This window comes from Streptomyces sp. NPDC008001 (genome assembly GCF_042958085.1).
Lineage (GTDB): Bacteria > Actinomycetota > Actinomycetes > Streptomycetales > Streptomycetaceae > Streptomyces.
Genome location: NZ_JBIBIZ010000003.1, coordinates 302,866 through 326,372 on the forward strand (window position 1 = coordinate 302,866; position 23,507 = coordinate 326,372).

At 74.0% G+C, this 23,507-nt stretch carries 19 protein-coding genes and 1 pseudogene; 7 read left to right on the forward strand and 13 right to left on the reverse strand.

Features of this window, described 5'->3' with window-relative positions; genetic code table 11:
- Positions 1-4: 4 nt before the first annotated feature.
- From ACFZCD_RS09735 to ACFZCD_RS09760, 6 genes are all read right to left on the reverse strand, one after another.
- Positions 5-2,929, reverse strand: a complete 2,925-nt coding sequence (locus ACFZCD_RS09735) for a pyridoxal-dependent decarboxylase (protein WP_391829268.1) — start codon at positions 2,927-2,929, stop codon at positions 5-7.
- Positions 2,913-3,752, reverse strand: coding sequence for a hypothetical protein (locus ACFZCD_RS09740; RefSeq protein ID WP_391829269.1), 840 nt, complete (start codon positions 3,750-3,752; stop codon positions 2,913-2,915). Before ACFZCD_RS09740 ends, ACFZCD_RS09735 begins: the two co-directional genes overlap by 17 nt.
- The gene (locus tag ACFZCD_RS09745; RefSeq protein ID WP_391829270.1) at positions 3,749-5,179 is read right to left on the reverse strand and encodes a pyridoxal phosphate-dependent decarboxylase family protein; all 1,431 of its coding nucleotides are present in this window, start codon (positions 5,177-5,179) and stop codon (positions 3,749-3,751) included. Before ACFZCD_RS09745 ends, ACFZCD_RS09740 begins: the two co-directional genes overlap by 4 nt.
- A 175-nt stretch (positions 5,180-5,354) precedes the next feature.
- The gene (proP, locus tag ACFZCD_RS09750) at positions 5,355-6,839 is read right to left on the reverse strand and encodes a glycine betaine/L-proline transporter ProP (protein WP_391829619.1); all 1,485 of its coding nucleotides are present in this window, start codon (positions 6,837-6,839) and stop codon (positions 5,355-5,357) included.
- Between the two features lie 389 nt (positions 6,840-7,228).
- The gene (locus ACFZCD_RS09755; RefSeq protein WP_391829271.1) at positions 7,229-7,681 is read right to left on the reverse strand and encodes an SRPBCC family protein; all 453 of its coding nucleotides are present in this window, start codon (positions 7,679-7,681) and stop codon (positions 7,229-7,231) included.
- Positions 7,669-8,565, reverse strand: coding sequence for an RNA polymerase sigma-70 factor (locus ACFZCD_RS09760; RefSeq protein ID WP_391829272.1), 897 nt, complete (start codon positions 8,563-8,565; stop codon positions 7,669-7,671). Before ACFZCD_RS09760 ends, ACFZCD_RS09755 begins: the two co-directional genes overlap by 13 nt.
- 255 nt (positions 8,566-8,820) lie before the next feature.
- On the opposite strand from ACFZCD_RS09760, the pseudogene ACFZCD_RS09765 reads away from it, so the two are divergent.
- The 3 genes and pseudogenes from ACFZCD_RS09765 to ACFZCD_RS09775 all read left to right on the forward strand — a co-directional run bounded on the left by ACFZCD_RS09765 (position 8,821) and on the right by ACFZCD_RS09775 (position 11,278).
- A pseudogene (locus ACFZCD_RS09765) lies at positions 8,821-9,464 on the forward strand (XRE family transcriptional regulator).
- Entirely contained in the window at positions 9,451-10,311 is an 861-nt protein-coding gene (locus ACFZCD_RS09770; RefSeq protein ID WP_391829273.1) for an oxidoreductase, read from the forward strand. Before ACFZCD_RS09765 ends, ACFZCD_RS09770 begins: the two are co-directional and overlap by 14 nt.
- A gap of 190 nt (positions 10,312-10,501) precedes the next feature.
- The gene (locus ACFZCD_RS09775) at positions 10,502-11,278 is read left to right on the forward strand and encodes a hypothetical protein (RefSeq protein WP_391829274.1); all 777 of its coding nucleotides are present in this window, start codon (positions 10,502-10,504) and stop codon (positions 11,276-11,278) included.
- Between the two features lie 11 nt (positions 11,279-11,289).
- Here ACFZCD_RS09775 and ACFZCD_RS09780 read toward each other — a convergent pair whose 3' ends face one another.
- The 4 genes from ACFZCD_RS09780 to ACFZCD_RS09795 all read right to left on the reverse strand — a co-directional run bounded on the left by ACFZCD_RS09780 (position 11,290) and on the right by ACFZCD_RS09795 (position 17,443).
- Positions 11,290-12,495, reverse strand: a complete 1,206-nt coding sequence (locus ACFZCD_RS09780; RefSeq protein WP_391829275.1) for a hypothetical protein — start codon at positions 12,493-12,495, stop codon at positions 11,290-11,292.
- A gap of 84 nt (positions 12,496-12,579) precedes the next feature.
- Positions 12,580-14,259 (reverse strand): serine/threonine-protein kinase, encoded by a 1,680-nt coding sequence (locus ACFZCD_RS09785; RefSeq protein WP_391829276.1) that lies wholly within the window; start codon positions 14,257-14,259, stop codon positions 12,580-12,582.
- Positions 14,260-14,390: 131 nt separating this feature from the next.
- Positions 14,391-15,836 (reverse strand): glyceraldehyde-3-phosphate dehydrogenase, encoded by a 1,446-nt coding sequence (locus tag ACFZCD_RS09790; protein ID WP_391829277.1) that lies wholly within the window; start codon positions 15,834-15,836, stop codon positions 14,391-14,393.
- Between the two features lie 29 nt (positions 15,837-15,865).
- The gene (locus tag ACFZCD_RS09795) at positions 15,866-17,443 is read right to left on the reverse strand and encodes a glycosyltransferase 87 family protein (protein WP_391829278.1); all 1,578 of its coding nucleotides are present in this window, start codon (positions 17,441-17,443) and stop codon (positions 15,866-15,868) included.
- Positions 17,444-17,556: 113 nt separating this feature from the next.
- Between ACFZCD_RS09795 and ACFZCD_RS09800 the strand changes: the two genes are divergently transcribed.
- The gene (locus tag ACFZCD_RS09800; protein WP_391829279.1) at positions 17,557-18,711 is read left to right on the forward strand and encodes a molybdopterin-dependent oxidoreductase; all 1,155 of its coding nucleotides are present in this window, start codon (positions 17,557-17,559) and stop codon (positions 18,709-18,711) included.
- Positions 18,712-18,791: 80 nt separating this feature from the next.
- The gene (locus ACFZCD_RS09805; RefSeq protein WP_391829280.1) at positions 18,792-19,190 is read left to right on the forward strand and encodes a hypothetical protein; all 399 of its coding nucleotides are present in this window, start codon (positions 18,792-18,794) and stop codon (positions 19,188-19,190) included.
- 51 nt (positions 19,191-19,241) lie between these two features.
- On the opposite strand, the gene ACFZCD_RS09810 is transcribed toward ACFZCD_RS09805, so the two are convergent.
- The 3 genes from ACFZCD_RS09810 to ACFZCD_RS09820 are packed head-to-tail and all read right to left on the reverse strand — an operon-like array spanning position 19,242 to position 21,462.
- Positions 19,242-19,910, reverse strand: coding sequence for a methyltransferase domain-containing protein (locus ACFZCD_RS09810; protein ID WP_391829281.1), 669 nt, complete (start codon positions 19,908-19,910; stop codon positions 19,242-19,244).
- On the reverse strand, positions 19,892-20,737 hold the full coding sequence (locus tag ACFZCD_RS09815) for a DUF2064 domain-containing protein (RefSeq protein WP_391829282.1): 846 nt from the start codon (positions 20,735-20,737) through the stop codon (positions 19,892-19,894). The genes ACFZCD_RS09810 and ACFZCD_RS09815 overlap by 19 nt, the downstream gene beginning before the upstream one ends.
- Positions 20,734-21,462, reverse strand: a complete 729-nt coding sequence (locus ACFZCD_RS09820) for a glycosyltransferase family 2 protein (protein ID WP_391829283.1) — start codon at positions 21,460-21,462, stop codon at positions 20,734-20,736. The genes ACFZCD_RS09815 and ACFZCD_RS09820 overlap by 4 nt, the downstream gene beginning before the upstream one ends.
- Positions 21,463-21,577: 115 nt before the next feature.
- Between ACFZCD_RS09820 and ACFZCD_RS09825 the strand changes: the two genes are divergently transcribed.
- Together ACFZCD_RS09825 and ACFZCD_RS09830 are read left to right on the forward strand one after the other, a co-directional pair.
- Complete coding sequence (locus tag ACFZCD_RS09825) at positions 21,578-22,351, forward strand: response regulator transcription factor (protein ID WP_391829284.1); 774 nt, start codon at positions 21,578-21,580, stop codon at positions 22,349-22,351.
- Entirely contained in the window at positions 22,344-23,459 is a 1,116-nt protein-coding gene (locus ACFZCD_RS09830; RefSeq protein WP_391829285.1) for a sensor histidine kinase, read from the forward strand. The genes ACFZCD_RS09825 and ACFZCD_RS09830 overlap by 8 nt, the downstream gene beginning before the upstream one ends.
- The last annotated feature ends 48 nt before the right edge of the window (positions 23,460-23,507 follow it).

Below are 23,507 nucleotides of genomic sequence, written 5' to 3' on the forward strand. Positions count from 1 at the left end.
GAGGTCAGATGCCGTGGCCGTAGCGGATCACCAGGTCCAGTACGGCCGCGGCGTCGGCACGGGTGCTGGTGGGGTTGATGGTGCACATGCGCAGCACGGTGGCTCCTCGCACCGTGGTGGTGAGGAGGACGGCCCCGCCGTCGGCACACACCCTCCGGCTGATGTGTGCCTGCGCCGCGTCGGCGTCCCATGCCGCCGGTGCGTCCCGGGGCCGGTAGCGGAAGGTCAGGATGGCGAGACTGGGCGGCGTGACCAACTCCAGCTCGGGGTGGGCCTCGACGAGCCCGGCGGCGTACTCGGCGAGGGCCGCGCCCTGCTCGACGGCCTGCCGGAAGGCTCCGGCGCCGAACGTCTTCAGGGAGAGCCACAGCTTCAGGGCGCGCAGACCGCGGCTCTGCTGCGGGCCGTAGTCGGAGAGGCTGACCTCCTCGCCTTCCGGGGCGGCGGGGTGGGCCGACTGGAGATACCCCTGGTCCAGGGCATGGCGCCGCACGCCGAAGGTCTCCGGGAGCAGTTCGGGGCGCCGTAGCAGGACACAGCCGATCTCGTAGGGCTGGAACAGCCATTTGTGCGGGTCGACGGTGAGGGAGTCGGCCCGGCCGAGGGCGTTCCGCAGACGGCGGCCGCGTGACGTGCCGGCGACGGCCGCGCCGTGGGCGCCGTCGACGTGCAGCCACAGGTCTTCCTCCCGGCACACGTCGGCCACGCGGTCGAGCGGGTCGACGGCCCCGGTGCCGGTCGTGCCGAGCGTGGCGACGACGGCGAAGGGACGCAGTCCCGCGCGGCGGTCACGGCCGATGCGCTCCGCCAACGCGCCGGCGTCCAGGCGCAGGTCGTCGTCCGGGGGCAGGACGGTGAGCTGTTCGCGGGCGAGGCCCAGGAGGTGCGCCGCCTGGGCGACGGACGGGTGGGCCTGGGAGGAACAGTACAGACGGGCGTGCGGCTGCGGCCTGCCGTCGAGCCGGTGGTCGCGGGCGACGGCCAGACAGGTCAGGTTGGCCATGGACCCGCCGCTGACGAACAGGCCTCCATGGCCGTCCGGGAGGCCCAGGAACGTCTTGAGCCAGCGCAGGGTGGTCAGTTCGATCTGAGTGGGGCCCGCTCCGACGAGCCAGGCGCCGGGGACGGAGAGGTACGCGGAGGCCAGCGCGTCGGCGAGCACGGCCGGGAAGTTGCCGGTCGAGGGCACGAAGGCGAAGCAGCGCGGGTGGTCCAGCCGGGTCGCCTCGGCGAGTGCCCGCTCGGTGACGTGGTCGAGGAGGCCGGGCAGGTCGCGGGTGCCGTGCTCGGGGAGGGGCTCGTCGAGGGCGGCCCGGAGGGCGCCGGGGGAGGGGACGTGGCAGGGCGGCCGGGAGCCGGGTGAGGTCATCCGGTCGATGACGAGCTCGACCGCGTGGCGTCCGGCCTCGCGCATCCGCCGCTCGTCCATGCGCAGCGGCGGCAGTTCGTCCTCGGCACGCCGGGCGTCTTCGCGCGGTGGTGCCAGTTCGCCCTCGGGGTGCCGGGCGTCCGCGCGCAGTGGCGGCAGCACGCCCTCGGCGCGCCGGGCGTCGTCCTGTTCGGCGTTCCGGTCGCCCTTCCCGGCGTGCCGCCCCTCCTGCTCGGTGTCCGGGGCGAGGGCGGTGATCCAGGCCGAGGCGCCGGGCCGCAGCCGTGGACGGGGCAGCAGCTCCGCCACCGGCTGCGGGAGCTGGACGAGCGCCAGCTCCTGGCCGGTGGTGACCGGCCCCGAGCGGGCCACGACCCACCACAGGGCCTCGTCGTCGGTCAGCCGGGACACCACGGGTGGCCCGTGCAGCGGCCCGGTCACGGTGCGGCCGTCTCTGCGGTAGCGCCCCGTCGGGGGCAGGCGGCGCGCCACGGCGTCCGTCCGGGCGTGCACCACGAGCTGACTGTGGCGCATGCCTGCCGGCAACCGTCCGGCTGCCGGAGGAGGCAGGGCGGGGAGGAGGAAGGACAGGACGTGCAGGCCCAGGGCCGGGAGGAGTCCTGCCGCGCCCTCCGCGGTCTGAACCAGGGACACCACGGTCTGGAAGCGCGGATTGACCTCGACGGCCAGCAGCCGGCCGTCCTCCTCCACGAGGTCCAGGCCGAAGACACCGCGATAACCACGCCCCCGCAGGACTTCGCCCACGTGGTGCGCGGCCGCCCGGGCCTGCCCGTACAGCCCCTCGGGCAGGTCGTCCGGGCCGACGAGCTGGTTGCCGCAGTGCGCGCCCCAGGAAGCGGCCAGCTCGGGCAGCCCGACGAGTTGGTGGGAGACCGCCGAGACGACGGTCCGGTCCGGCCCGGCGCACGCGGTGACGGTCAGGGAGATCCCGGGGGAGAAGCGGCTGAGCTTGACTGGTTCGTCCGGCCAGGCGTCCAGACAGGCCCGCAGGTCCGACGGCCCGCCGACGAGGACGGTCCCGCGGCCGACGAGGTTGTTGTCGGCCCGCTGGGCGACGGCCCGCGGCCACCGGCCGTTCCAGTACGTCTCCGCCGGCGCGCGGCCCGTCGCGGGGATCACCACGAAGGGCGGGACGGGGACCCCGGCCTCGGCGAACAGCCGGGTGGCGCTGATCTTGTCGGCGGCCCGTGCCGTGACGCCGGCGTCCGGGGCCAGCAGCCGGTAGCCGTGTCTGCGGGCCCAGGTACGGGCGTTGTCCCCGTGCTCGGGAGCGAAGGACACACAGACGCGGCGCGGGTCGGGCGGGCACGGCCGCCGGCCGGGCGGGGGCTCCGGCAACGGCTGCCAGGCGGAGACCGGCTCGTGCCGGAGCCAGGCGGGCGCGGGCTGGAAGGACGCGCTCACGGCGGGGCAGTGGTCGAGCCACACGACCTCGTCCACCAGGCCGGCCAGCAGTCGCAGACCGGTCCCCGCGTCCACGCCCTCGATGTCCGCCGCGGTCCGCGGCGCAGGGCTCGTCCACTCACTCGCAGGTTGCACGGCCGCTCCTCTGCCGGGTGGTGTGCTGACGCAGGAGCGAGGCGCCGTCCGGCACACACCGCTCGCAGATCGCCGCGTGTGCCTTCCGGTTCCGTCGCTGCGCCGCCCGCAGCAGAGCCACGTCGAGGTGGACCGCGGCGAGGGAAGGCGTCAGCGGGGACAGGTCTGCGAGCGCGGCCGTGAGGGCGCGCGCCCGCTCGGTCATGACGCGGTGCTCCTGATTGAGCGTTCCGGAGAAGCCCGGCGGGGCGAACGGCGGTTCCATCGTGGGCCGTACGTCGTCCGCGTAGGCGGAGGCGGGGAAGTCCGAGGCGTAGGCCATGGCGGCGGTGGCTGCGTCGTACAGCGTCCGCAACCGCTCCAGGCCGTGGCGGACGGACGCCCATCGTGCTGCGTCTACTGCGGCGGAGGTGTCGTCGAGGGTGCTGTTCATGGTGGTGAGCAGGAGATGGAAGAGCTGGTGGCCGAGTTTCCAGCGGCGCAGTGCGTCGGCCGGGCCGTCGGCGGGCCCGTCCGGTACGGATCCCGGCGCGAGTCCCTGCGCGGGCCGCAGCCACGCGGCCAGCGTGGCGTGGGAGGCGTGCAACAGACCGGTCAGGACGGCGGCACGCTGGGAGTCGTCCAGACCGGTGTGCGGAAGGTCGGCGAGGACGGCTGCCTGGAGCCGGAGCACGTCGCGTGTCCAGGACGTCAGGTCCGGCGCGTGACGTGCGATGTGGAAGTAGTGGTCGTAATCGGCGGTCGTGGCAACGGCCGCCGCCCGCACGGGGATGCGCGAGTCGGTGGCCAAGGTCAGGGGCGGCAGCGGCGTCTCGCTGTTCACCGGCCGCACCTCCGAGAAGCGGGCCACGATGCCTTGGCCAGCTGCTCCACCCGCCGGTGCAGGCGGTCCAGATACGGCTCGCTCTCCGGTTTCATCAGCACGCTGCGCAGCACGTGGGTGTCGTCGCTGTCCGCGACGGCATCGGCGTGGCGGGCGGTGAACGCGTCGGCGGTGACACGGGCGACACTGAGAAAGACGGGGTCCTCCTCGGCGTTCATCCCCCGGTGCATCACCTCCTGGCTTGCCACGCCGACACGGGACAGGCGCGGTGGTGAACTCCCCGGAGTTACCGGTGAACTCCCCGGACACGCCGGGTAGTACGTCACGATGTCGAGCTCGGGAGGCTGGTACGGCTCCAGGTACGGAGAGGCGCTGATCAGCTCGGCCCAGCGGACGGCCGCCCGCCGCCCGGCGGCGAGCACCGCCCCGAGCCCGTCGGGGGTGAGCGGCAGCAGCTTCAGCGTCAGCCACAGAGCGGCGGCGGCTGCGCCGGAGCGGGAGCATTCGAGGCTGATCTCCCCCAGATGAGGCCTGCGGGACGTGAAGTAGGTGTAGGGCGAGTCGTGCCGGAAGAACCGGGCGACGTCCGGATCCCCGAACAGCACAGCTCCGCAACCGTACGGCTGCAGACCGTGCTTGTGCGGATCGATCACCACCGAATCGCACTGCGCGATCGCCCGCAGAGCGTCGCCGGTCTCCGGTGCGACGGGCGCCCGCTCCCCGTCGGCCAGCAGCCGGAAGAAGCCGCCGTAGGCGGCGTCGGCGTGGACGCGCACGCCGTACCGGCGCGCCAGCGGAACGATGCGGTGCAGCGGATCGACGGCACCCAGCGCCGTCGTGCCCGTGGTGACGACCACCGTCCCCGCGACCCCGGTGGACAGCAGCCGGTCCAGCTCACCCACGTCCATGCGCCCGCGGGCGTCCACCGGCACCGTGAACACCGGGACGCCCAGCAGATGGCACATCCGGGCGTGTGTGTAGTGCGCCTCGGCGCTGACGGCGATGCCCGTACCGGGGCGGCTCTCCCGGGCGACGAACAGGGCTTCGAGGTTCGCCTGGGTGCCGCTGCTGGTCAGGTGCCCCAGGTGGTCCGCGAAGCCGGCCATCTCCGCGAGCTGCTCCACCACCTCCTCCTCCATGGCGGAGGTCGCCGGACCGCCGTCCAGCGCGTGGTTGTTGGAGTTGACCAGCATGGCGGCCACATAGCCGGCGACCGCCGCCGGGTGCGGCGGCTTGAGCATCTGACCTGCGTAGCAAGGGTGGAAGAAGGGGTAACTGCCGCGCAACCGGGCGGTCAGCTCCTCGAACACCGCCTTGCAGGCGGCTTCGTCGACCGCCGTCGCGGGATGCGCCGCGAACTCGCCGTACGTACGCGCCCACTCCCGGAAAGCTTCGACTCCCCGCCCGAGCCAGTACTCCAGCTCCATGCCCACCCCCGGCCCCAGCCCCCATTGGTCCGATCACCGTAGCGGCGGAAAATCACCCCATCACGACAATCGGTGGCAATCACCTGAAAGAGGGAAGAGGGGTTGTGGACCCGGCGTTTCGGGCTTCGGCGGCGACGAGTCGGGTGATGGCGGGAGAGGAACAGCCCGCCCGCCGTCAGTGCTTCTCGTGGTGCCGGTGGCCGGGGTGCCGCAGGTGCGTCCACACGTTCCGGGCCCGGCGGCCCGCCTCCGTACGGCTGCGGGCGACCAGCCGCCGCGCCTGCTCCGGCGTCTCCACCATCGGGCCCGAGCCGCGCAGCGGCTTGCCCGCCGTCTCGTGCAGGAAGAACGCCGAGAGGAAGCCGATGACCCCCGCGCCCATCAGGTAGTAGGCCGGGATCATCTCGTTGCCGGTGCTCTCCAGCAGCGCGGAGACGACCAGCGGAGTGGTGCCGCCGAAGAGTGAGACGGAGATGTTGTACGACACCGACAGCGCGCCGTAGCGCATCCGGGTGGGGAAGAGCGCCGGCAGTGTGGCCGCGGAGGTGCCGGCGAAGACCACCAGCAGCAGCCCGAGCACGAAGCAGCCGAGCGCCGGCAGCAGCACGCCGCCGGCCCGGATCAGCAGCACCGCCGGCACGGCCAGGACGATCAGGGCGGCGCTGCCGGCCATGAACAGGGGGCGGCGCCCCCAGGTGTCCGAGCGCCGGCCCACGGTGGTGATGGTCAGGGCGACCAGGAGCATCGTGGCCAGGACGAGCAGCTGGGCGGTGGTGGGGTTCTGCCCCAGCGTCTCGGTCATGAACGTCGGCAGATAGGACGTCACGACGTAGTTGGTGACGTTGTAGACCACCACCAGGCCCATGCAGATCAGCACGGCGTGCCAGTGTCCCGTGAAGATCTCCTTCAGCCGCCCGTGCCCCGACTGGCGGGCCTCCTCGGCGCCGGCCAGCTCCGCCTCGCTCTCTCGGAAGGCGGGCGTCTCCTCCAGGCGCAGGCGCATGTAGAGGCCGATCAGCCCGAGCGGCCCGGCCACCAGAAACGGCAGCCGCCAGCCCCAGTCGGTCATCCCGTCGGTGCCCAGGGCCGCGGTGAGCACGGTCACCAGGCCCGAGCCGAGCGCGTAGCCGACGAAGGTGCCGAAGTCGAGCCAGCTGCCGAGGAACCCGCGGCGCTTGTCCGGGGCGTACTCGGCGATGTACGTGGTGGCCCCCGCGTACTCGCCGCCGGTGGAGAAGCCCTGCACCAGCCGGCAGACGAGCAGCAGTACGGGCGCGGCGACGCCGACCGTGGCGTACGCGGGCAGCAGACCGACCGCGAACGTGCTGACCGCCATCATGATCATCGTGGCGGCGAGGACCTTCTGCCGGCCGATGCGGTCGCCCAGCGGGCCGAACACCAGGCCGCCGAGCGGGCGTACGACGAAGGCCGCGGCGAAGGTGGCGAAGGCGGCGATCACCTGGGCGCCGGAGGAGCCGGAGGGGAAGAAGACCTTGCCGAGCGTGGCCGCCATATAGGCGTACACCCCGAAGTCGAACCACTCCATCATGTTCCCCAGCGCCGCTGCGGAGACGGCGCGGTGGACCTCGGGGCGGTCCGTGACGGTGACGTCCTCGATGGTCAGCATCTTCTTGCGGCGCCGCAGCAGGGTCCTGAGCATCCGGTCGGTGGCCGAAGTGCCGCCGCGCTGCGGGGTGCCGCGGCCGGGTGCGGGCGTCTTCTTCGGGAATCTTCTGCGGTCGGCGCTCAATGCTCCACCTGCGGGGTCGGGGACGGGACTGCGGCGGGCCGGGGGACGCTCCCGGCACAGGGCCGCTCCTGCCCGGCCGGTCACGCTCCACACGTGCCGGCCGCCGGCGGCGGGAGCGTTACCCGCAGTCACTCCCCTGAATCTTCACACGCGACGCGCGGCACGGGCGCCGCCACACCAGCGCACCTCCGTTTGTCAGCCCGACGGAGCGCCGGCCGGGCGACGCCCCGCGCCCGGCCACGTCCCGCCCGTCCGGCGTGCGTGTGCTCGCCGGGTCGCTTTCCTGCCCTGTGCTCGCTTCATGTCCGCTGCTTGGCCAGGGCGGTGCCGGCGGCGTCCAGGATGGTGCGGAAGGCGTGGGTGATGACCGGACGCGCGAGGCGCCGGGTGAGGAAGGGGCCGATCAGCGGGACGGGGATCTCGGCGCGGGTGGTCCAGGTGACATGCGTGCCGCCGGCGGTCTCGGTGAACGTCATGCGGCCGAGTTCGTGCCGGGCGGGCGGCAGGCTGCGCTCGACGACGTACTCGGTGGCGTACGGCGGGTCGTAGTGGGTGATGCGTTCCCGGAACCAGCCGATCAGCCAGAGGTGCTCGCGCACCGCGCCGGCGCCGTAGGGCGCGCCCTCGCCGCTCCGGGCCAGGCGGCAGCGCAGCACCAGGGGCGAGCGGGTGTAGTTGGTGGTCGTGGTGAGCCAGGCGAAGACTTCTTCGACCGGGGCGTCGATGGTGCGTTCGACGGTCATCGTTTCCACGGCTGGTGGTCTCCTCTGTCGAGTGGGTGCACCGCATCGGCACGGTGCAGCTTGTCGGGGTTGCGCATGCCGTAGAGGCCCGTGATCCGTCCGTCGCGGATCTCGAACGCGATCAGCCAGTCGAGCGCGCCGCCGGTGAGGAAGCGCGCCGCGGGCATGCCGTTGTAGGCCGCCTGCTCGATGCGGGCCGCCATGGTGCCGGTACGGGACAGGCCGAGGACGAACCGGGCGACGTCGTCGCGGCCGGTGACCGGCCGGCGGACGGCGGCCGCCTTCCCGCCGCCGTCGGAGATCACCACGACGTCGGGCGCCAGGAGGTCCATCAGCGCCTGGACCTCACCGGTCTCCGCCGCGCGCAGGAACCGCTGGACGATCTCCCGGGCGGCACCGGAGTCGGGCTCGAAGCGGCGGCGCCGCGCGTGGACGTGCCGGCGCGCGCGGTGGGCGGTCTGCCGGACGGAGACCTCGGTCCTGCCGATCGAGGCGGCGATCTCCCCGTGGGTGTAGCCGAACACGTCGTGCAGCACGAACACCGCCCGCTCGGCGGGGCTCAGCGTCTCCAGGACGAGCATCATGGCCATCGACACCGACTCGGCCAGGATCGCGTCCTCGCTCACCCCCGGTGCGGTGCGGATCGGCTCGGGCAGCCACGAGCCGACGTACTCCTCGCGCCGCGCACGGACCGCGCGCAGGTGGTTGAGGGCCTGCCGGGTCACCACGCGGACGAGATAGGCGCGCGGGTGCTCGACCGTGGCCGGATCGACCGCGCTCCACCGCAGATAGCTCTCCTGCAGCACGTCCTCGGCGTCGGTGGCGCTGCCCAGCATCTCGTAGGCGATGGTGAACAGCAGCGGACGGTGCTCGGTGAAGGCGTCCTCAGCCATGGCGTTCCTCCCGCGCGAGCACGCGTCGTCGTCGGCACCTCGGCATCACACCCGGCTCCTCTCGTCGGACCTCTCCGCAACGCCGGACCTGCGGACGTTCGGATGCCCATCGAGACACGCCGCACCGGCGAACCGTGACAGGTCGTCAGTGTGATCCCCTTCACATCCCGGCGTGCGGGCGGGCCGTGGCCGTCTCGTCCGGGTGGGTGGGACAGGGCCACCCTGCCCGCGGTGCCGGCCCCTACGGTGACAGGCATGGACAAGAACCACCGGCTGAGCGAGTTCCTGCGGGCCCGGCGCGCGCTGGTGCGCCCCGAGGACCACGGGATGCCCGCGGGGACACGCCGCACCCCTGGTCTGCGCCGGGAGGAGGTCGCCGTCCTCGCCGGCCGGCTCTGGTCTACGGCCGCTACCTCGACCTGCTGGCCGTCAACTCCCTCGGCGAGGCGCTGTTCTCCTGGCTCGGCAACGAGACGAGCCTGATCACGGCGATGTTCCTCAACCCCGCCGCACAGGATTTCTACCGCGATTGGGCCGTGGTGGCGCAGGGGTGCGTGGCCGCACTGCGGGCCGCCAATCCCGACCCGGACGACCGGCGGCTGCAGGACCTGGTGGGTGAACTCTCGGTGCGTAACCCCGACTTCGCACGCATGTGGGCGCGCCACGAGGTGCGGGCCAAAACGGCCTCGGCCAAACGCTTCCGGCACCCCTCGGCCGGCGACCTGACGCTGGACTTCGAGACCTTCTCCGTGAACAGTGCCCCCGGCCAGCACCTGGTGGTCTACCGAGCCGAACCCGGCAGCACTGCCGAACAGTCGCTGGCCCTGCTGGGCAGCCTCGCCCTCACCGAACTCCCCAACACTCAAGACGAAGGGCACATCCCGCATGACCTCCGCTGATTCCCCCGTCTGGTTCATCACCGGCTGCTCCTCCGGCTTGGGCCGGGAGCTGGCCCGCGCCGTGCTGGAACACGGATGGCGGGCGGTGGTCACGGCCCGGGATCCCGCCAAGGCCGCCGACGTGACAGCCGGGCACGGGGAACGCGCCGTCCTCCTGACGCTGGACGTCACCGACGCCGGACAGATCGCCGACGCGGTCGCCCGGGCACAGGCCGCTTTCGGACAGATCGACGTACTGGTCAACAACGCGGGCTACGGCTACCTCGCCGCCGTCGAGGAGGGCGAGGACGACGAGGTCCGCGCCTTGTTCGACACCAACGTCTTCGGCCTGGTCAACACCACCAGGGCCGTCCTGCCCGGCATGCGGGCCCGGCGCACCGGCCGCATCGTGAACATGTCCTCCCTCGGCGGCCTGGCCGGCTTCGGCGCCACCGGTTACTACCACGCCACCAAATTCGCCGTGGAGGGTCTCTCCGAGTCCCTCGCCGCCGAGGTCGCCCCGCTCGGCATCAAAGTCACGATCGTCGAACCCGCCGCGTTCCGCACCAACTGGTCCGGGCCCTCCATGCGCCAGTCCGCCACCACCATCGCCGACTACGCCTCCACCGCGGGCGCACGACGCGCGAGCACCCTGGCCACCTACGGCCACCAGCCCGGCGACCCGGCCCGCGCAGCCCGAGCCGTCATCGACGCGGTCACCGCCGAAGAACCCCCGCTGCGCCTGCTGCTGGGCAAGGCCGCATACGACATCGCCACCGCCAAGCTCGACTCCCTCAGGGCCACCTTCTACGGCTGGCGGGAGGTGACGCTCAGCGCCGACTTCCCCCCGGAGCACACCGCAAGCTGACCGCATGCGTCACCGACCACGGGGGCCGGTCATCCGCTCCGTCGCCGGGTCGCGGAGGACTTCGGGGCGGGGCCGGTGTAAGGGCTGTCGTGACGTCCGCCACGGCCGAACGGCCCGGGCCCACCACGGACGGCACGGTAGTTTCCTGCCATCCGCAATGAAGACGAAGGAAGACGAAGGAGAGCAGCCGGTGGAACCTCGCCCGTCCCCGCCCCTTTTCACCCCCGCCCTGCGGGTGCTCACCGGCCTTCTGGGAGCGGGGTCCTTCGGGGCGGGAACGCTCGCGGTGTTCACGACCGAGAACGGGACCGGTGCGGGAGTGCTGCTCGCCTTCGGCGGCGTCCTGCTGGTGCTCGCCCTGCTCGGCAGCCGGGTCGAGAGCTTCGAGCTCGGTGGAGCCAGCCTCAGACTCCGCGCGGCCGCCGCGGAGAGATTCGCGTTGGCCGAGGAGTCGGAGCGCCGCGGCGACAGCGACACGGCCGGGCGGCTGCGCGGGGAGGCACAGGCTCTGCTGGACGCGGCCGGGCCCATTGCCGCCGACTACAGGGCGGTGCGCGGCTCGATGCGCCCCGGTCGTGACCGGACCCGGGCGATGGAAGAGGTCGTTTCCCGGGCTCGTCGTCTCTCGGCGGAGCAGCCGTTCGAGGCGGGCGAAGTCCTGCGCTGGCTGCGGGAGGGAAACGACGAGGAACGCGTCACCGCCCTGGCCATGATGCAGGCGCGCCGCGAATTGCGGGACTTCGAGGCCGCGTTGGTGGTCATCAGGGACCCGCGCAGCCCGTTCGAGCAGTACCACGCGATGCAGCTCGCTGCGCTGATGACCGAGGACCTCGATGCCGCGCAGCGACGACGGCTCGCCGAAGCCGTCAATTCCCAGCGGGGCTTCCGCTTCCGCCTCGACAGTGACCGGTGGCGGCTGAGCGAGGAGATCCTCCGGCGCTTGGAGGGGCACCCGGGCGCGCTGTGAGTGCGTGCCGGTTACGCGTCGGCCATGTCGTCAGGGGCGGTGCGGGCGCGGGACACGGCCGGGCGGGAGAGGAGGGTGATGGTGAGGGAGGCTGCGGCCAGGGCGGTGACCGTGGTGGCGGGGGTCAGGTACTGGGCCGCGCCGCCGGCCAGTGCGGCGCCCATGCCCTGCCAGGCCATGCGGCCGGCGGACTCCACGCCCTGGACCTGGCCGCGGGCCGGGCCGGGGGTCAGGGCGAGGAGTTGCTCCTGCAGGGGAAGGGTGGCGGCGAATCCCGCGCTCGCCAGGAACACCGACACCGCCACGACCGGTATCGGCGGGTGGGCGGCGAACAGCAGGTAGGGGGCGGCGAGCAGCAGCCGCAGCGCGAACGCGCAGCGGCGCCGCTGACCGGCCGTGAGCAGCCGCCCGACCGTCAGGTCCCCGAGGAGCATGCCCGCCGAACCGGCGGCCAGAAGTGCGGCGGCGGCATCCGGGGCGCAGGAGATGAACAGGGCCTCGCAGCCCACGATCAGGCCGTTGGGGACCCACAGGTTCAGCAGCAGCGCCCGCTGCCGGGCGTCGGAGAAGAGGGCGGCGTTCGTCGCCAGGGTCCGGCGCAGGCCGGGGCGGCGGGGCAGGCGGACCGGGCGTTCCCGGACGGCCGTCGCCACGGCGGCCAGCCCCAGCCCGGTGAGGGCGGCTGCGGTGAGGAAGACGCCCTGCGGGCTGAGGTACCGGAGCAGGGCGGCTCCGGCGGCATAGCCGAGGACCGACATGCCGCCCGAAGTGATGTTCATCAGCGACCGGGCCGGCGCGTACGCGGAGGCCGGCACGGCGCCGGCGAGCAGCCCCAGCCGCGTGCCGGTCGCCAGGGACTGGAAGAACCCCAGGACCAGGAGCAGGAGGAACCGGGCGGTCAGCGGCAGACCCGGTATCGCCTGCGCGGCGACGCCCGCCAGCGACACGCACTGCAGCGTGACGAGGGTCCGGCGGGGACGGCTCCCGTCCGCGACCGACATCAGCGTCAGCGCGCCGAGCACCGTCGCGAACGTGGCCCCGTACATGCTCACGGCCGTCAGGAACGGGGAATGCGTACGGTCGTTGACCAGCGTGCCGAGGGCGAACCCCGACAAGGTGCCGGAGGCGGCCGTGAGGGTGAAGCCGGCGTACAGGCCGGCGAACTCGCGGTTGCGGAAGAGGGAGCGGTACGTAGGGGAAGAGGTGTCAGAAGGCATGAAAAAAGCCTCCGGACGCACCGCTGGGGCGCCGAAGGCCAACTCCCGCATTCTAGCAGCCGGCCCGGACCGGCATCGCGGCCGTCAGCAGGGGGCCGGCGCCCCGTGCTGGCGCGTGAGGTTGTCGGCGGACATCCAGCCCGCCGTGCTCTTGCCGTCCACGCGGGCGTAAATCCATTTGTTGCCGTGCGCGTTGACGACGGAGCACTGGTACCAGAGCTTCGTGCCGCTCTTGGCGAGGGACACGGCGGGGCAGGTCTGGTAGGGCCCGGTCTGGAGGTGGTAGTCGCCGGCCATGTAGCCGTAGGAGCCCGGGGCCGGGTCGCGGTGGCTCCAGCCGTTGCAGCCCGTCGGCACCGGACTGGCCTTGGCCGTCGAGAATGCCTGCGGTGACTTGCCGGCGCCCGCGCCGGGCTTCTGCGAGGGAGCGCCGGACGGCTTCCCGCGGGAGCCGGCGGCCGCGGAGGCGCCCGGAGCGGACGCGACGCCGGACGCATGGCCCTTCCCCGGCGCGCCGCCCGCGGACGGGGCGCCCGCCGCGGGTGCCGATGCCTGCTTCCCGTCGCCGCCGGGCCCGCTCGTGAGGGCGTACGTGACGCCGCCTCCGGCGAGCACGACGACCGCGGCGGCGGCCGCGACGACGGTACGGCTACGGCCGCGACTGCGGCGTGCGGGGCGGCCGGCCCCTGCCCCCGCTCCGCCGTCCTGTCCGTGCGCCGGCTGCGGCGGGCCGAAGCCGTGAGCGCCGGAGGGCGGTGCGACGACGGACGGCGCGGTGGGCGTCGGCCGGATGCCTGCGGGCGCGGCCGGGAGCGGGGCCACGAGGGGGGAGGCCGGCGGCGCGATGTGCGCCGTCCTGCTTGAGCTGGCTATGTGTTCCAGCATGGCGCGTGCTTGGTCGGCGGTGGGGCGGTGTTCCGGTTCCTTGGCCATCAGTGCTTGCAGGACCGGTGTGAGGGGTCCGGCCTGCCGGGGCTCGGGCAGGGGCTCGCTGACGATCGCCGACAGCGTGGACCACACGGACGTCCGGCGGAACGGCGAGGTGCCTTCGACCGCCGCGTACAGCGTCATGCCCAGCGACCAGATGTCGGAGGCCGGGCCCGGGTCCTTGCCCTGCGCCCGCTCCGGCGGCAGGTAGTCCAGCGAACCGATGATCTGACCGCTCTGCGTCAGCTTGGCCATCGCATCATCGCCCGCGGCCTCCATGCTGGCGATACCGAAATCCGTCAGCACCACCCGCCCACCCTGCTCCAGCAGCACATTGCCCGGCTTCACGTCCCGGTGCAGCACCCCGGCCCGGTGCGCCGCATCCAGCGCATCCATCAACCGCGCACCGATCGCCGCCACCTCACGCGGCTCCAGCGCACCCCGCTCACCCAGCACGTCATCCAGCGACGGACCGTCCACCAACTCCATCACAATGACCGGAAGCCCCTGCTCCTCAGTCACATCGTGCACCGTGACCACACCACCGTGCCGGATCCGGGCAGCAGCCTGCGCCTCACGCTGCATCCGCACCCGCAACTCCGCCAGCTCGGCCGCAGAAGCATCAGTAAAGGCCCGCAACACCTTCACCGCGACCTCACGATGGAGAAGCTCGTCCACCGCCCGCGCGACCACACCCATCCCGCCACGCCCGATCACCGATGTCACGCGGTAACGGCCGCCCAGGAGTTTGCCTATCAGCTCTCCGTCATTCGCATCCCCCGTCGGCACCGCATGCTCCGTTCCGTCACTCTTGATCACTCGACTACCGGCGGGCACAAGGGTAAGGGCTGATCAACAGCGGAGCGCGTGGCCCCGGACGCGCGTCGGCCGCCGCCTCGTAGGAGGCGGCGGCCGACGGCGGTCACCGGACCGTTCTCACGGGCACCGGGCCGGGCAGAGCGCGCGGATCAGACCACCGGTGCCGGGTAGGTCGGGTACTCCACCCCGGAGACGTGCTGGACGACGCGGATGACCTGGCAGGAGTAGCCGAACTCGTTGTCGTACCAGAGGTAGAGGATCGCGTTGTCGCCGTCGACCTTGGTGGCGCCGGCGTCGACGATCGAGGCGTGGCGCGAGCCGACGAAGTCCATGGAGACCGCGTCGGGGGCGGTCGTGAAGTCGATCTGGCGCTTGAGCGGCGAGTGCAGCGAGACGTCGCGGAGGTACTCGAGGACCTCCTCGCGGGTGGTCTCGCGGCCCAGGCGCAGGCTCAGGATGGCGATCGAGACGTCCGGGACGGGGACGCGGATCGAGCTGCCCGTGATCGGCGCCTTCAGGTCGGGCAGGGCCTTGGCGACGGCCGAGGCGGCGCCGGTCTCCGTGATGACCATGTTGAGCGGCGCGGAGCGGCCGCGGCGGTCGGCCTTGTGGTAGTTGTCCAGCAGGTTCTGGTCGTTGGTGAACGAGTGGACGGTCTCCACGTGGCCGCGCAGCACGCCGTACTCGTCGTCCATCGCCTTCAGCGGCGGGACGATCGCGTTGGTGGTGCAGGAGGCGCAGGACAGGATCTGCTCGTCGGGCTTGATCGTGTCGTGGTTGACGCCGTGGACGATGTTGGGGACGTCACCCTTGCCCGGCGCGGTCAGGACGACCTTGTCGATGCCGGGGCGCAGGTGCTTGGAGAGGCCCTCGCGGTCGCGCCACTTGCCGGTGTTGTCGATGAGGATGGCGTCCTTGATGCCGTACGCCGTGTAGTCGACCTCGGACGGGTCGCTGGCGTAGATCACCTTGATCGCGTTGCCGTTGGCGACGATGGTGCTGTTCGCCTCGTCGACGGTGATCGTGCCCTGGAACTGGCCGTGGATGGAGTCGCGCCGCAGCAGCGAGGCGCGCTTGACGAGGTCCTGGTCGCCGCCCTGGCGGACGACGATGGCGCGCAGCCGCAGACCGTTGCCGGAGCCGGACTTCTCGATCAGCAGGCGGGCGACGAGGCGGCCGATGCGGCCGAAGCCGTAGAGGACGACGTCGCGCCCCGCGCGGCACTGGATCTTGTTCTCGCCCGTGGCGCCGGCGACGGCCTCGGCGGTGAACGCCTCCACCGTGAGACCGCGGTCGTCGCTCTTGTACGTCGCGGCGAGCATGCCGATGTCGATCTGGGACGGGCCGAGGTCGAGCGTGGTGAGAGCCTGCAGGAAGGGCAGCGTCTCGGTGACCGAGAGCTCCTCGCCGGCTATCTGCCGGGCGAATCGGTGGGTCTTGAGGATGCTGACCACCGACTTGTTCACCAGGGAGCGGCTGTGCAGCAGGACGGTGACGTCCCGCTCGCGGTGCAGCTTCCCGATGATCGGGATCATCGACTCCGCGATCTCCTCGCGGTTCTTCCAGTCAGTGAACGAGTCGTCGTTGACAGTCACAGGCTTTTCTCTTTCGAGCTAGGCAGCGCTCACATGCTAACCCCATGCGATTTTGATCGTTCAAGCGGTGTCCTCCGAGCGCCTCCGGCCGCCGTCCGGGCGGCCGCCCGGCGCCGGAACCACCATCCCGTGATCACCGCGGCGGCCGCGAGGGCGTAGGCGACCGTGCCCAGGAGACCGGGGTCGCCGACCGCCCGGCCCCCCACGTACTTCGCGGCCCCGGCCACGGCGACGCCCAGCCACTCCCAGCGCCCGTCGAGGGCCACGAGGGCGACCAGGAGCAGCGCGTACCAGGAGTACCCGGGGGTGGCGAGGAGGAACGCCGTGCCCGTCACCAGGAGCGCGCCCCGCCACGGTCGCTCCGGATCGCCGCGCCGCAGGACGTACGCCACCGCCGCGGCGCAGAGGAGCAGCGCCGCCGGCTGGGACCAGGAGGCGGGCAGGACGAGCCGGAGGAGGGCGTAGCGGTTCTTCACGGCGGGGTCGTCGTAGCCCTCCTCCTCGGCATATCCGCCGAGGTAGCCGAGGACCGAGCCGTGGGAGACCAGGAGGTACGGCAGATAGCCGAGGCCGACGACCGCTGCCGCCGGCAGCAGCACCGCGAGCGTCCTGCGGACGGCGCCGCCCGGCGGGCCGGGCGTGCGGGCGGCCGGTCCGCCGCGGGCGCCGGCGAGCACGCCGCCGAGCGCCCCGGGGAGGACGACCGCGGGCAGCAGCTTGGTCGCGATCCCCGCCCCGATCAGGGCGCCGCCCCGGACCGGCCGCGCACCGGCCACGGCCAGTCCCGCGACGGCGAACAGCACGCCGAGCACGTCGGCGTGAGCGTTGTTGACGGCCTCGACGGCGACGGCCGGGCACCATGCCCAGTACGCGGCCCAGTGGACGCGACCGCGATCGGGACCGGTGCCGCGATCGGGACCGGTGCCGTGATCGGAGCCGGCGCCGGGATCCGGACCGGGGCTGCGGCCGCGGCGGCGCAGGACGGCCAGGAGCAGGGCGGTGGTCGCCACGGACAGCACCGCGCCGCCCACCTGGAACGGCTTGTGGCGGGCGCCGCCGGGCGAGAGCCCGTGGACGAGGAGGAAGTACCCTTCGGCGACGGGCGGGTAGATCGTGTGCACGGAGGGGCGGTTGATGCGCGTGCAGGCGGCGCCGGCCGGACCGTCTTCCGCCGGAGCCACCCGGAACCGCTCGGGCCGCTCGCACTCCGCGCCCCGCGGGAACAGCCAGCCGTCGCGCAGCCGGGCCAGGGCGAGGTCGCCGGGCACGTGGTCGTACGGCGAGACGCCCGCGGCCTGGACCCGCCCGTCCCACACGTAGCGGTAGACGTCGGAGCTGGTGCGCGGCTCGGCGGCCAGCCCGCTGACGGCCACGGCCACGGACCCCGCCAGCACCAGCGGTGCCACGTGGCGCGCCGGTACGTGCCGGAGAGCCAGCACCGCCGCGCCGAACAGCGCCCAGGCCGCCGCGTACCAGCCGGTGAGCGCGGCGGGATCGGTCACGTAGGCGTCGCTGCGGACGGCCTGCACGAGGACGGCGGTGAGTGCGGCGAGTGCGGCCGTGGCGACGGCGGTCATGGCGGCGGGGCGGCGGGGGAGGGCGATCACGCGGCCAGCCTGGCACCGGGACGGGCCCACGGCGGGCCGCCCGGCGCGAACGTCCCTGTTCCGTAAGGAGTTCGCCACCCCTTTCCGGCCTCCGTCCGCGTTCTGATGAAGGCATGAAACTCCGCCTCCCCCTCCGCCTTCCCCCGCCTCCCTTCCCTGCCTTCTCCGGCAGGCTGCACGACGCCCGCACGGCCACCGCCGTCGGTCGCGTGCTCGGGGCGGCGGTCGCCGTGTGCTTCGTGACCGGGCTGGTGAGCCACGTCCTGCAGCACCCCCCGGCCGCGCTCGCCGACGGCCTTCCCAGCCGCCCCGCCTGGGGCTACCGGCTGAGCCAGGGGCTGCACGTCGCGAGCGGGACCGCGGCGGTCCCCCTGCTGCTGGTGAAGCTGTGGACGGTCTATCCGCGGCTCTTCGCCCGGCCGCTCCTGCGCTCGGTGCGGCACGCCCTGGAACGGCTGTCCGTCGCGGTGCTGGTCGCGTCGGCGCTCTTCGAGCTCTTCTCGGGGCTGTTCAACACCGCCCAGTGGTACCCGTGGCCGTTCTCCTTCGTGCCCGTGCACTACGCGGCCGGGTGGCTGCTCGCCGGTTCGCTGCTCCTGCACGTGGCCGTCAAGGCACCGGAGATCGCCGCGCATTGGCGGCGCCGCTCGCCCGGGACGCTGTCCCTCCCCGCCGGTGACGCGACCGACCGGCGCTCCCTGCTGCTGGCCACGGGCGCCGCCGCCGGCGCGGTGACGCTCACCACCGCCGGCCAGTCCCTGACCCCCTTGAAGGGCCTCGACCTCCTGGCACCACGCCATCCGGACCACGGCGAAGAAGGCCTGCCCGTCAACCGCACCGCCGCCCGCGCCGGGGTGACCGCGGAGTCCGTACGGGACTGGAAGCTGTACGTCGGGGGTCCGCGCCCGTACGAGATGACCCTGGACGACCTGCGCGCCATGCCGCAGACCGAGGTCACCCTGCCCATCGCCTGCGTGGAGGGGTGGAGCAAGGCGGCCCGCTGGACCGGGGTGCGGGTGCGCGACCTGCTGGACCGGGCGGGCGCCCCGGAAGGCGCCCTGATCCGGGTCACGTCGCTGGAACGGCACGGCGCGTACCGGGTGATGGTCATGCCGCACACCTACGCCCGCGACCCGCTCACGCTGCTGGCCCTGCGCCTCGACGGCCGGGAACTCCCGCCCGATCACGGCTATCCGGCCCGGATCATCGCCCCGAACCGGCCCGGCGTCCTGCAGACCAAGTGGGTGTCCCGGATGGAGGCGCTGTGAGGCGGGGGAGGCCGGGGAGGCCGGGCAGCCGGGCGTCACGGGTGGCCCGCGCGGTCACCGGTGCGTGCGGGGCGGCGCTGATGGGGATGGGGCTGTGGACCGCGTGGCGGGGCGACGACCCGCAGGACCCGTGGCAGGTCGCGCGGTGGCTCGCCGGCTCCGTGCTCGTGCACGACGGGATCGTCGTCCCGCTGACGCTGCTCGCGGGTCTCGTCGTGGCGCGGCTCCGGGCACGGCGTGCGGTGCGCGGTGGTCTGCTCGTCGCGGCGAGCCTGACGGCCGTGGCCTTCCCGGTGGTGTTCCGGCCGGGAACTCCCGCGAACCCGTCCGTGCTGCCGCTGGATTACGGCCGCAACTGGCTTCTGCTTCTGGGGCTTACGGCTGTGGTGACGGCCGTGACCGCCCTTGCAGCACCGTGGACCGGCCGCTCGCGGCGGCGGGGCCGGGGCGGTGGGCGCGGGGCGCCGCGGCGCCCGTAGCGCGGGGTGGGGCGGTCCGCCCTCGGGAGCGCCGCCCCACCCGGGCCGCCCTCAGCGGTGCAGCGCCACGAACGCGCGCCCGGACACGGTCCACCGTTCCGCCACGCGCCACCCGGCCCGGCCCGCGTGGCGCGTCAGGGCGGCCGCTCCGACACGGGCCCACGAGAAGGGCGGGCCGGTCCGGCCGCGCCCGTCGTCGACGCGCACCTCCACGCGCTCGTCGACGTCCGCGGCGGCGGCCTCGGCGAGGAGGAGGCCGCCGGCCGCCGTGACCCGGGCGACCCGGGCGAGGAGGGCGGCAGGGTCGCCGCCGATGCCGATGTTGCCGTCGATCAGCAACGCCGTGCCCCAGCGACCCTCGGCGGGGAGGGGGTCGAACACGGACCGGCACAGGGCGGTGCCGCCGCCGCGCCGGGTGCGGTCGACGGCGGCCGGGCTGAGGTCGACGCCGAGCACCGGGTGGCCGCGGGCGGCCAGCGCGGTGACGAGTCTGCCGGGGCCGCAGCCGATGTCGATGACGGGTCCCCGGCACCGGTCGAGCACGGTGAGGTCGGACGGGTCGGCCTCGGCGCACCACCGCTCGACTTCGAGCGGCAGCATCCAGCCGTCCGTGCGGCGCAGGAACAACGGCCCGCGCCCGGCGCTCACCGCGTCGGCGTACGGGTCGCTGTGCCAGGGGGCCGGTATCCGGGCGGGCGCGGTCAGTTCGCGGGTCGGCACGGCCGGCCACCTCGCCCGGGGGAAGGGGCGGGCCGCGCACCGGCCGCCGGCTCGTGAGGGGGCCGCTGTCCGGTCGTGCGCTCCCGCGGCGGCGGCACCTGCCCCGGGGAGTCGGCCGGGGCCGCTGCGGGGCCTTCGGCCGGTCGTGACGGGCGGGGGCCCAGGCGTTGCACCGCGGCCGCGAAGCGGCTGCCGGGTGCTGCCGCGGCGACGCGGAGGGCGTCCGCCGCCGTGTCGACGTCGAGCAGTTCCGGAAGGTCCCGGACCCGCAGGCCGGCCGCCACGAGCCGGCGGCGCTGCACGGCGCCGGTCTCCGCCGTGGACATGGGCACGCCGCGCAGGAGGCCGGGCCGGGGTCCGGCCAGCCCCAGGGCCCAGAAGCCGCCGTCGGCGGCGGGCCCGAACCAGGCGTCGCAGCCCTGCCAGGCCGCCGGGCCCAGGGCCGGGGCCAGCAGGCCCGGCGTGAGCTGCGGGGTGTCCATGCCGACGAGCAGGGCAGGACCCGTGCAGGCGGCGAAGGCGGCGGCCAGCCTCTCGTCCAGCCCGCCCGCGCACTGCGGCAGAACCTCGAAACCGGGCGGGAGCCACGGACCGGGACGGCCGTCCAGGACGAGGACCCGGCGCCGGGCGGGCATGGCCCGTACGGCCCGCAGCGTGTCCGTCAGCGCCGCCTCGGCCAGCAGGGCCGCCTCGGCGGGCGTGTAGGCCGGGGTGAGGCGCGTTTTGACGCGCCCGGGCAGGGGTTCCTTCGCGATGACGAGCAGGGTCGCCACCCCGTCCGGGGCGGCGTCGCCGGGGCGGGCGGTCCCGCCGGTGACCGGCGTCACCGGGCCGTCCCTTCCGGCGCCACCGACGGCCCGGCAGGCCCCGCGGCCGGCGCTCGCAGCACCGCCCGCATGTCCCGCACCGCGCGCCACGTGCCGCGCCAGGTGCCGGTCACCTTCGAGCGACCGGTGCGGGGGAGGTAGGGGACGTCGGTTTCCGTCACCCGCCAGCCGGCGTCGGCGGCGCGCACCACCATCTCCAGGGGGTAGCCGCTGCGGCGGTCGGTCAGGCCGAGGCCCAGCAGGGCCTCCCGGCGCGCGACGCGCAGGGGTCCCAGGTCGTGCAGGCGCAGCCCGGTGCGGCGGCGGACCATGCGGGCCAGGGCCGCGTTGCCGAGGCGCGCATGGACCGGCCAGGTCCCGCGCCCCTGCGGGCGGCGGCGGCCGAGCACCAGGTCGGCGCCGCCGTCGCGGACCGCCGCCGCGAGGCCGGGCAGCAGGCCAGGGTCGAGCGAGGCGTCGCAGTCGCAGAAGCACACGAGGTCGGCCTCGGCGGCGGCGAGCCCGGCGTGGCAGGCCGCGCCGAAGCCCCGGCGCGCCTCGTGGACGACGGTCGCGCCGAGGGAACGGGCGAGGTCCGCGGAGCCGTCGCGGGAGCCGTTGTCGACGACGATCGCCCGCCAGCCGGCGGGCACCCGGCCCAGGACCCAGGGCAGGGCGGCCGCTTCGTCGAGACAGGGGAGCACGACGTCCGCGGTGGGAGTGGTGGAGTGAGTCACGCCGCTCACCCTACGGAGCAGAATCCGGCATTTCGGACGCCGGGTTCTTACGAAACGAGGACGCCGGCCCGCGGGGCGGGGACACCCCGCGCCGCCGTGCCCCGGCCGGTGCGAGGCTGGGGGCATGCACACCGAACCCCCCGCCCGCGTCCTCGTCGTCGACGACGACCCGACCGTCGCCGAGGTCGTCGCCGGCTACCTCGGCAGGGCCGGTTTCACGGTCGACCGGGCCGCCGACGGCCCGGCGGCGCTGGAGCTCGCCGCCGCCGTACGCCCCGACCTCGTCCTGCTCGACCTGATGCTGCCGGGCATGGACGGCCTGGAGGTCTGCCGCAGGCTGCGGGCCGGCGGGCCCGTACCGGTGATCATGCTGACGGCGCGGGGCGACGAGGAGGACCGCATCCTCGGGCTGGAGATCGGGGCCGACGACTACGTCACCAAGCCCTTCAGCCCCCGCGAACTGGTGCTGCGCGCCGAAGCCGTCCTGCGCCGCGCCCGGTCCCTGGCGGCCGTGCCGCCGCCCGCCCCGGCCCTGCGCGCCGCCGGGATCGTCCTGGACCCCGTGGCGCGGCAGGCCACCAAGGACGGGGTGCCGCTCGCCCTCACCCTGCGCGAATTCGACCTGCTGGCCTTCCTGTTGCGGAACCCGGGGCGCGCCTGCGGCCGCGAGGAGCTGATGCAGAGGGTGTGGGGCTGGGAGTTCGGCGACCTGTCCACCGTGACCGTGCACGTCCGCCGGCTGCGCGCCAAGATCGAGGACGACCCGGCGCGGCCGCGCTTCATCCGGACCGTGTGGGGCGTCGGCTACCGCTTCGAGGCGGGGGACCCACCCGGTCCCGGCGGAACCGCGCCGGGCGGCGGGGCCGGGCTGAGCGAGGAGGCCGGGACCGATGCGTGACATCGTGCTGATCGCCCTGTACGCCCTCGCGGGAGCGGCGGCGGCCGGAGTGCTCGGCGCGCTCGCCCTGCGGCTGCTGCGCCACCGTTCCGTGGCGGTCTCCCTGACGGTGGTGGCCGCCGTGTCGGTGACGGCCATGCTGGCCGGGACGCTGAGCGTAGCCCGGGCGATGTTCCTCTCCTCGCACGACCTGACCGTCGTGACGACGGTGTGCGCCATGGCTGCCGTGGTCTCCCTGCTCTGCGCGCTGCTCCTCGGCCGCTGGGTCGTGGCCCGCAGCAACGCCCTGACCCTGGCCGCCCGCGACTTCGGACGCAGCGGCAGCTTCGCGGCCCCCGGCGGCAACGCCACGGCCGAACTGGCGGCGCTCGGGCGGGAGCTGGCCGCGACCAGCGCGAAGCTGGAGGAGTCCCGGGAGCGGGAGCGCGCCCTCGACGCGTCGCGCCGGGAGCTCGTCGCCTGGATCTCGCACGACCTGCGCACCCCGCTGGCCGGGCTGCGCGCCATGGCGGAGGCCCTGGAGGACGGCGTCGCCGAGGACCCCCGGCGGTACCACCGGCAGATCCGCACGGAGACCGACCGGCTCAACGCGATGGTCGGCGACCTCTTCGAGCTGTCCCGCATCCACGCGGGCGCGCTCTCCCTCCACCCGAGCCGCATGTCCCTCTACGACCTGGTGGGCGACGCGCTCGCCGGTGCCGAGCCCCTGGCCCGCGAGCACGGCGTCCGGCTGGTGGGGGAGGGGGTGGACGGGGTGCCCGTCGAGGTCGACGGCCGGGAGATGACCCGCGTCCTGGGCAACCTCCTCGTCAACGCCATCCGCCACACGCCCGCCGACGGCACCGTCGCGATCGCCGCGCGGCACGAGGAGGAGACGGCCACGGTCGTGCTGTCCGTCACCGACGCCTGCGGCGGCATCCCCGACGAGGACCTGCCCCGCGTCTTCGACACGGGCTGGCGGGGCGCCGAGGCCCGGACGCCGCCCGCGGGCGCGGGCCTCGGCCTGGCGATCGTGCGCGGCATCGTCGAAGCCCACGCCGGACGTGCGACGGTGTGCAACGTCCGCGGCGGCTGCCGGTTCGAGGTCGTCCTGCCGGCGGCACCGTAGCGGACCGGCCGGGCGCGCCCTGAGGCCCGTGCCTGCGGGCCGCCCTCA

Bases quoted from the DNA above. Each gene is read 5' to 3' on its own strand.
- proP (WP_391829619.1), bottom strand. From the start codon at position 6,839: ATGCTCAGGACCCTGCTGCGGCGCCGCAAGAAGATGCTGACCATCGAG.
- ACFZCD_RS09825 (WP_391829284.1), top strand. From the start codon at position 21,578: ATGCACACCGAACCCCCCGCCCGCGTCCTCGTCGTCGACGACGACCCG.
- ACFZCD_RS09745 (WP_391829270.1), bottom strand. From the start codon at position 5,179: ATGGAGCTGGAGTACTGGCTCGGGCGGGGAGTCGAAGCTTTCCGGGAG.
- ACFZCD_RS09805 (WP_391829280.1), top strand. From the start codon at position 18,792: ATGGGGATGGGGCTGTGGACCGCGTGGCGGGGCGACGACCCGCAGGAC.
- ACFZCD_RS09800 (WP_391829279.1), top strand. From the start codon at position 17,557: ATGAAACTCCGCCTCCCCCTCCGCCTTCCCCCGCCTCCCTTCCCTGCC.
- ACFZCD_RS09780 (WP_391829275.1), bottom strand. From the start codon at position 12,495: ATGCCTTCTGACACCTCTTCCCCTACGTACCGCTCCCTCTTCCGCAAC.
- ACFZCD_RS09830 (WP_391829285.1), top strand. From the start codon at position 22,344: ATGCGTGACATCGTGCTGATCGCCCTGTACGCCCTCGCGGGAGCGGCG.
- ACFZCD_RS09760 (WP_391829272.1), bottom strand. From the start codon at position 8,565: ATGGCTGAGGACGCCTTCACCGAGCACCGTCCGCTGCTGTTCACCATC.
- ACFZCD_RS09770 (WP_391829273.1), top strand. From the start codon at position 9,451: ATGACCTCCGCTGATTCCCCCGTCTGGTTCATCACCGGCTGCTCCTCC.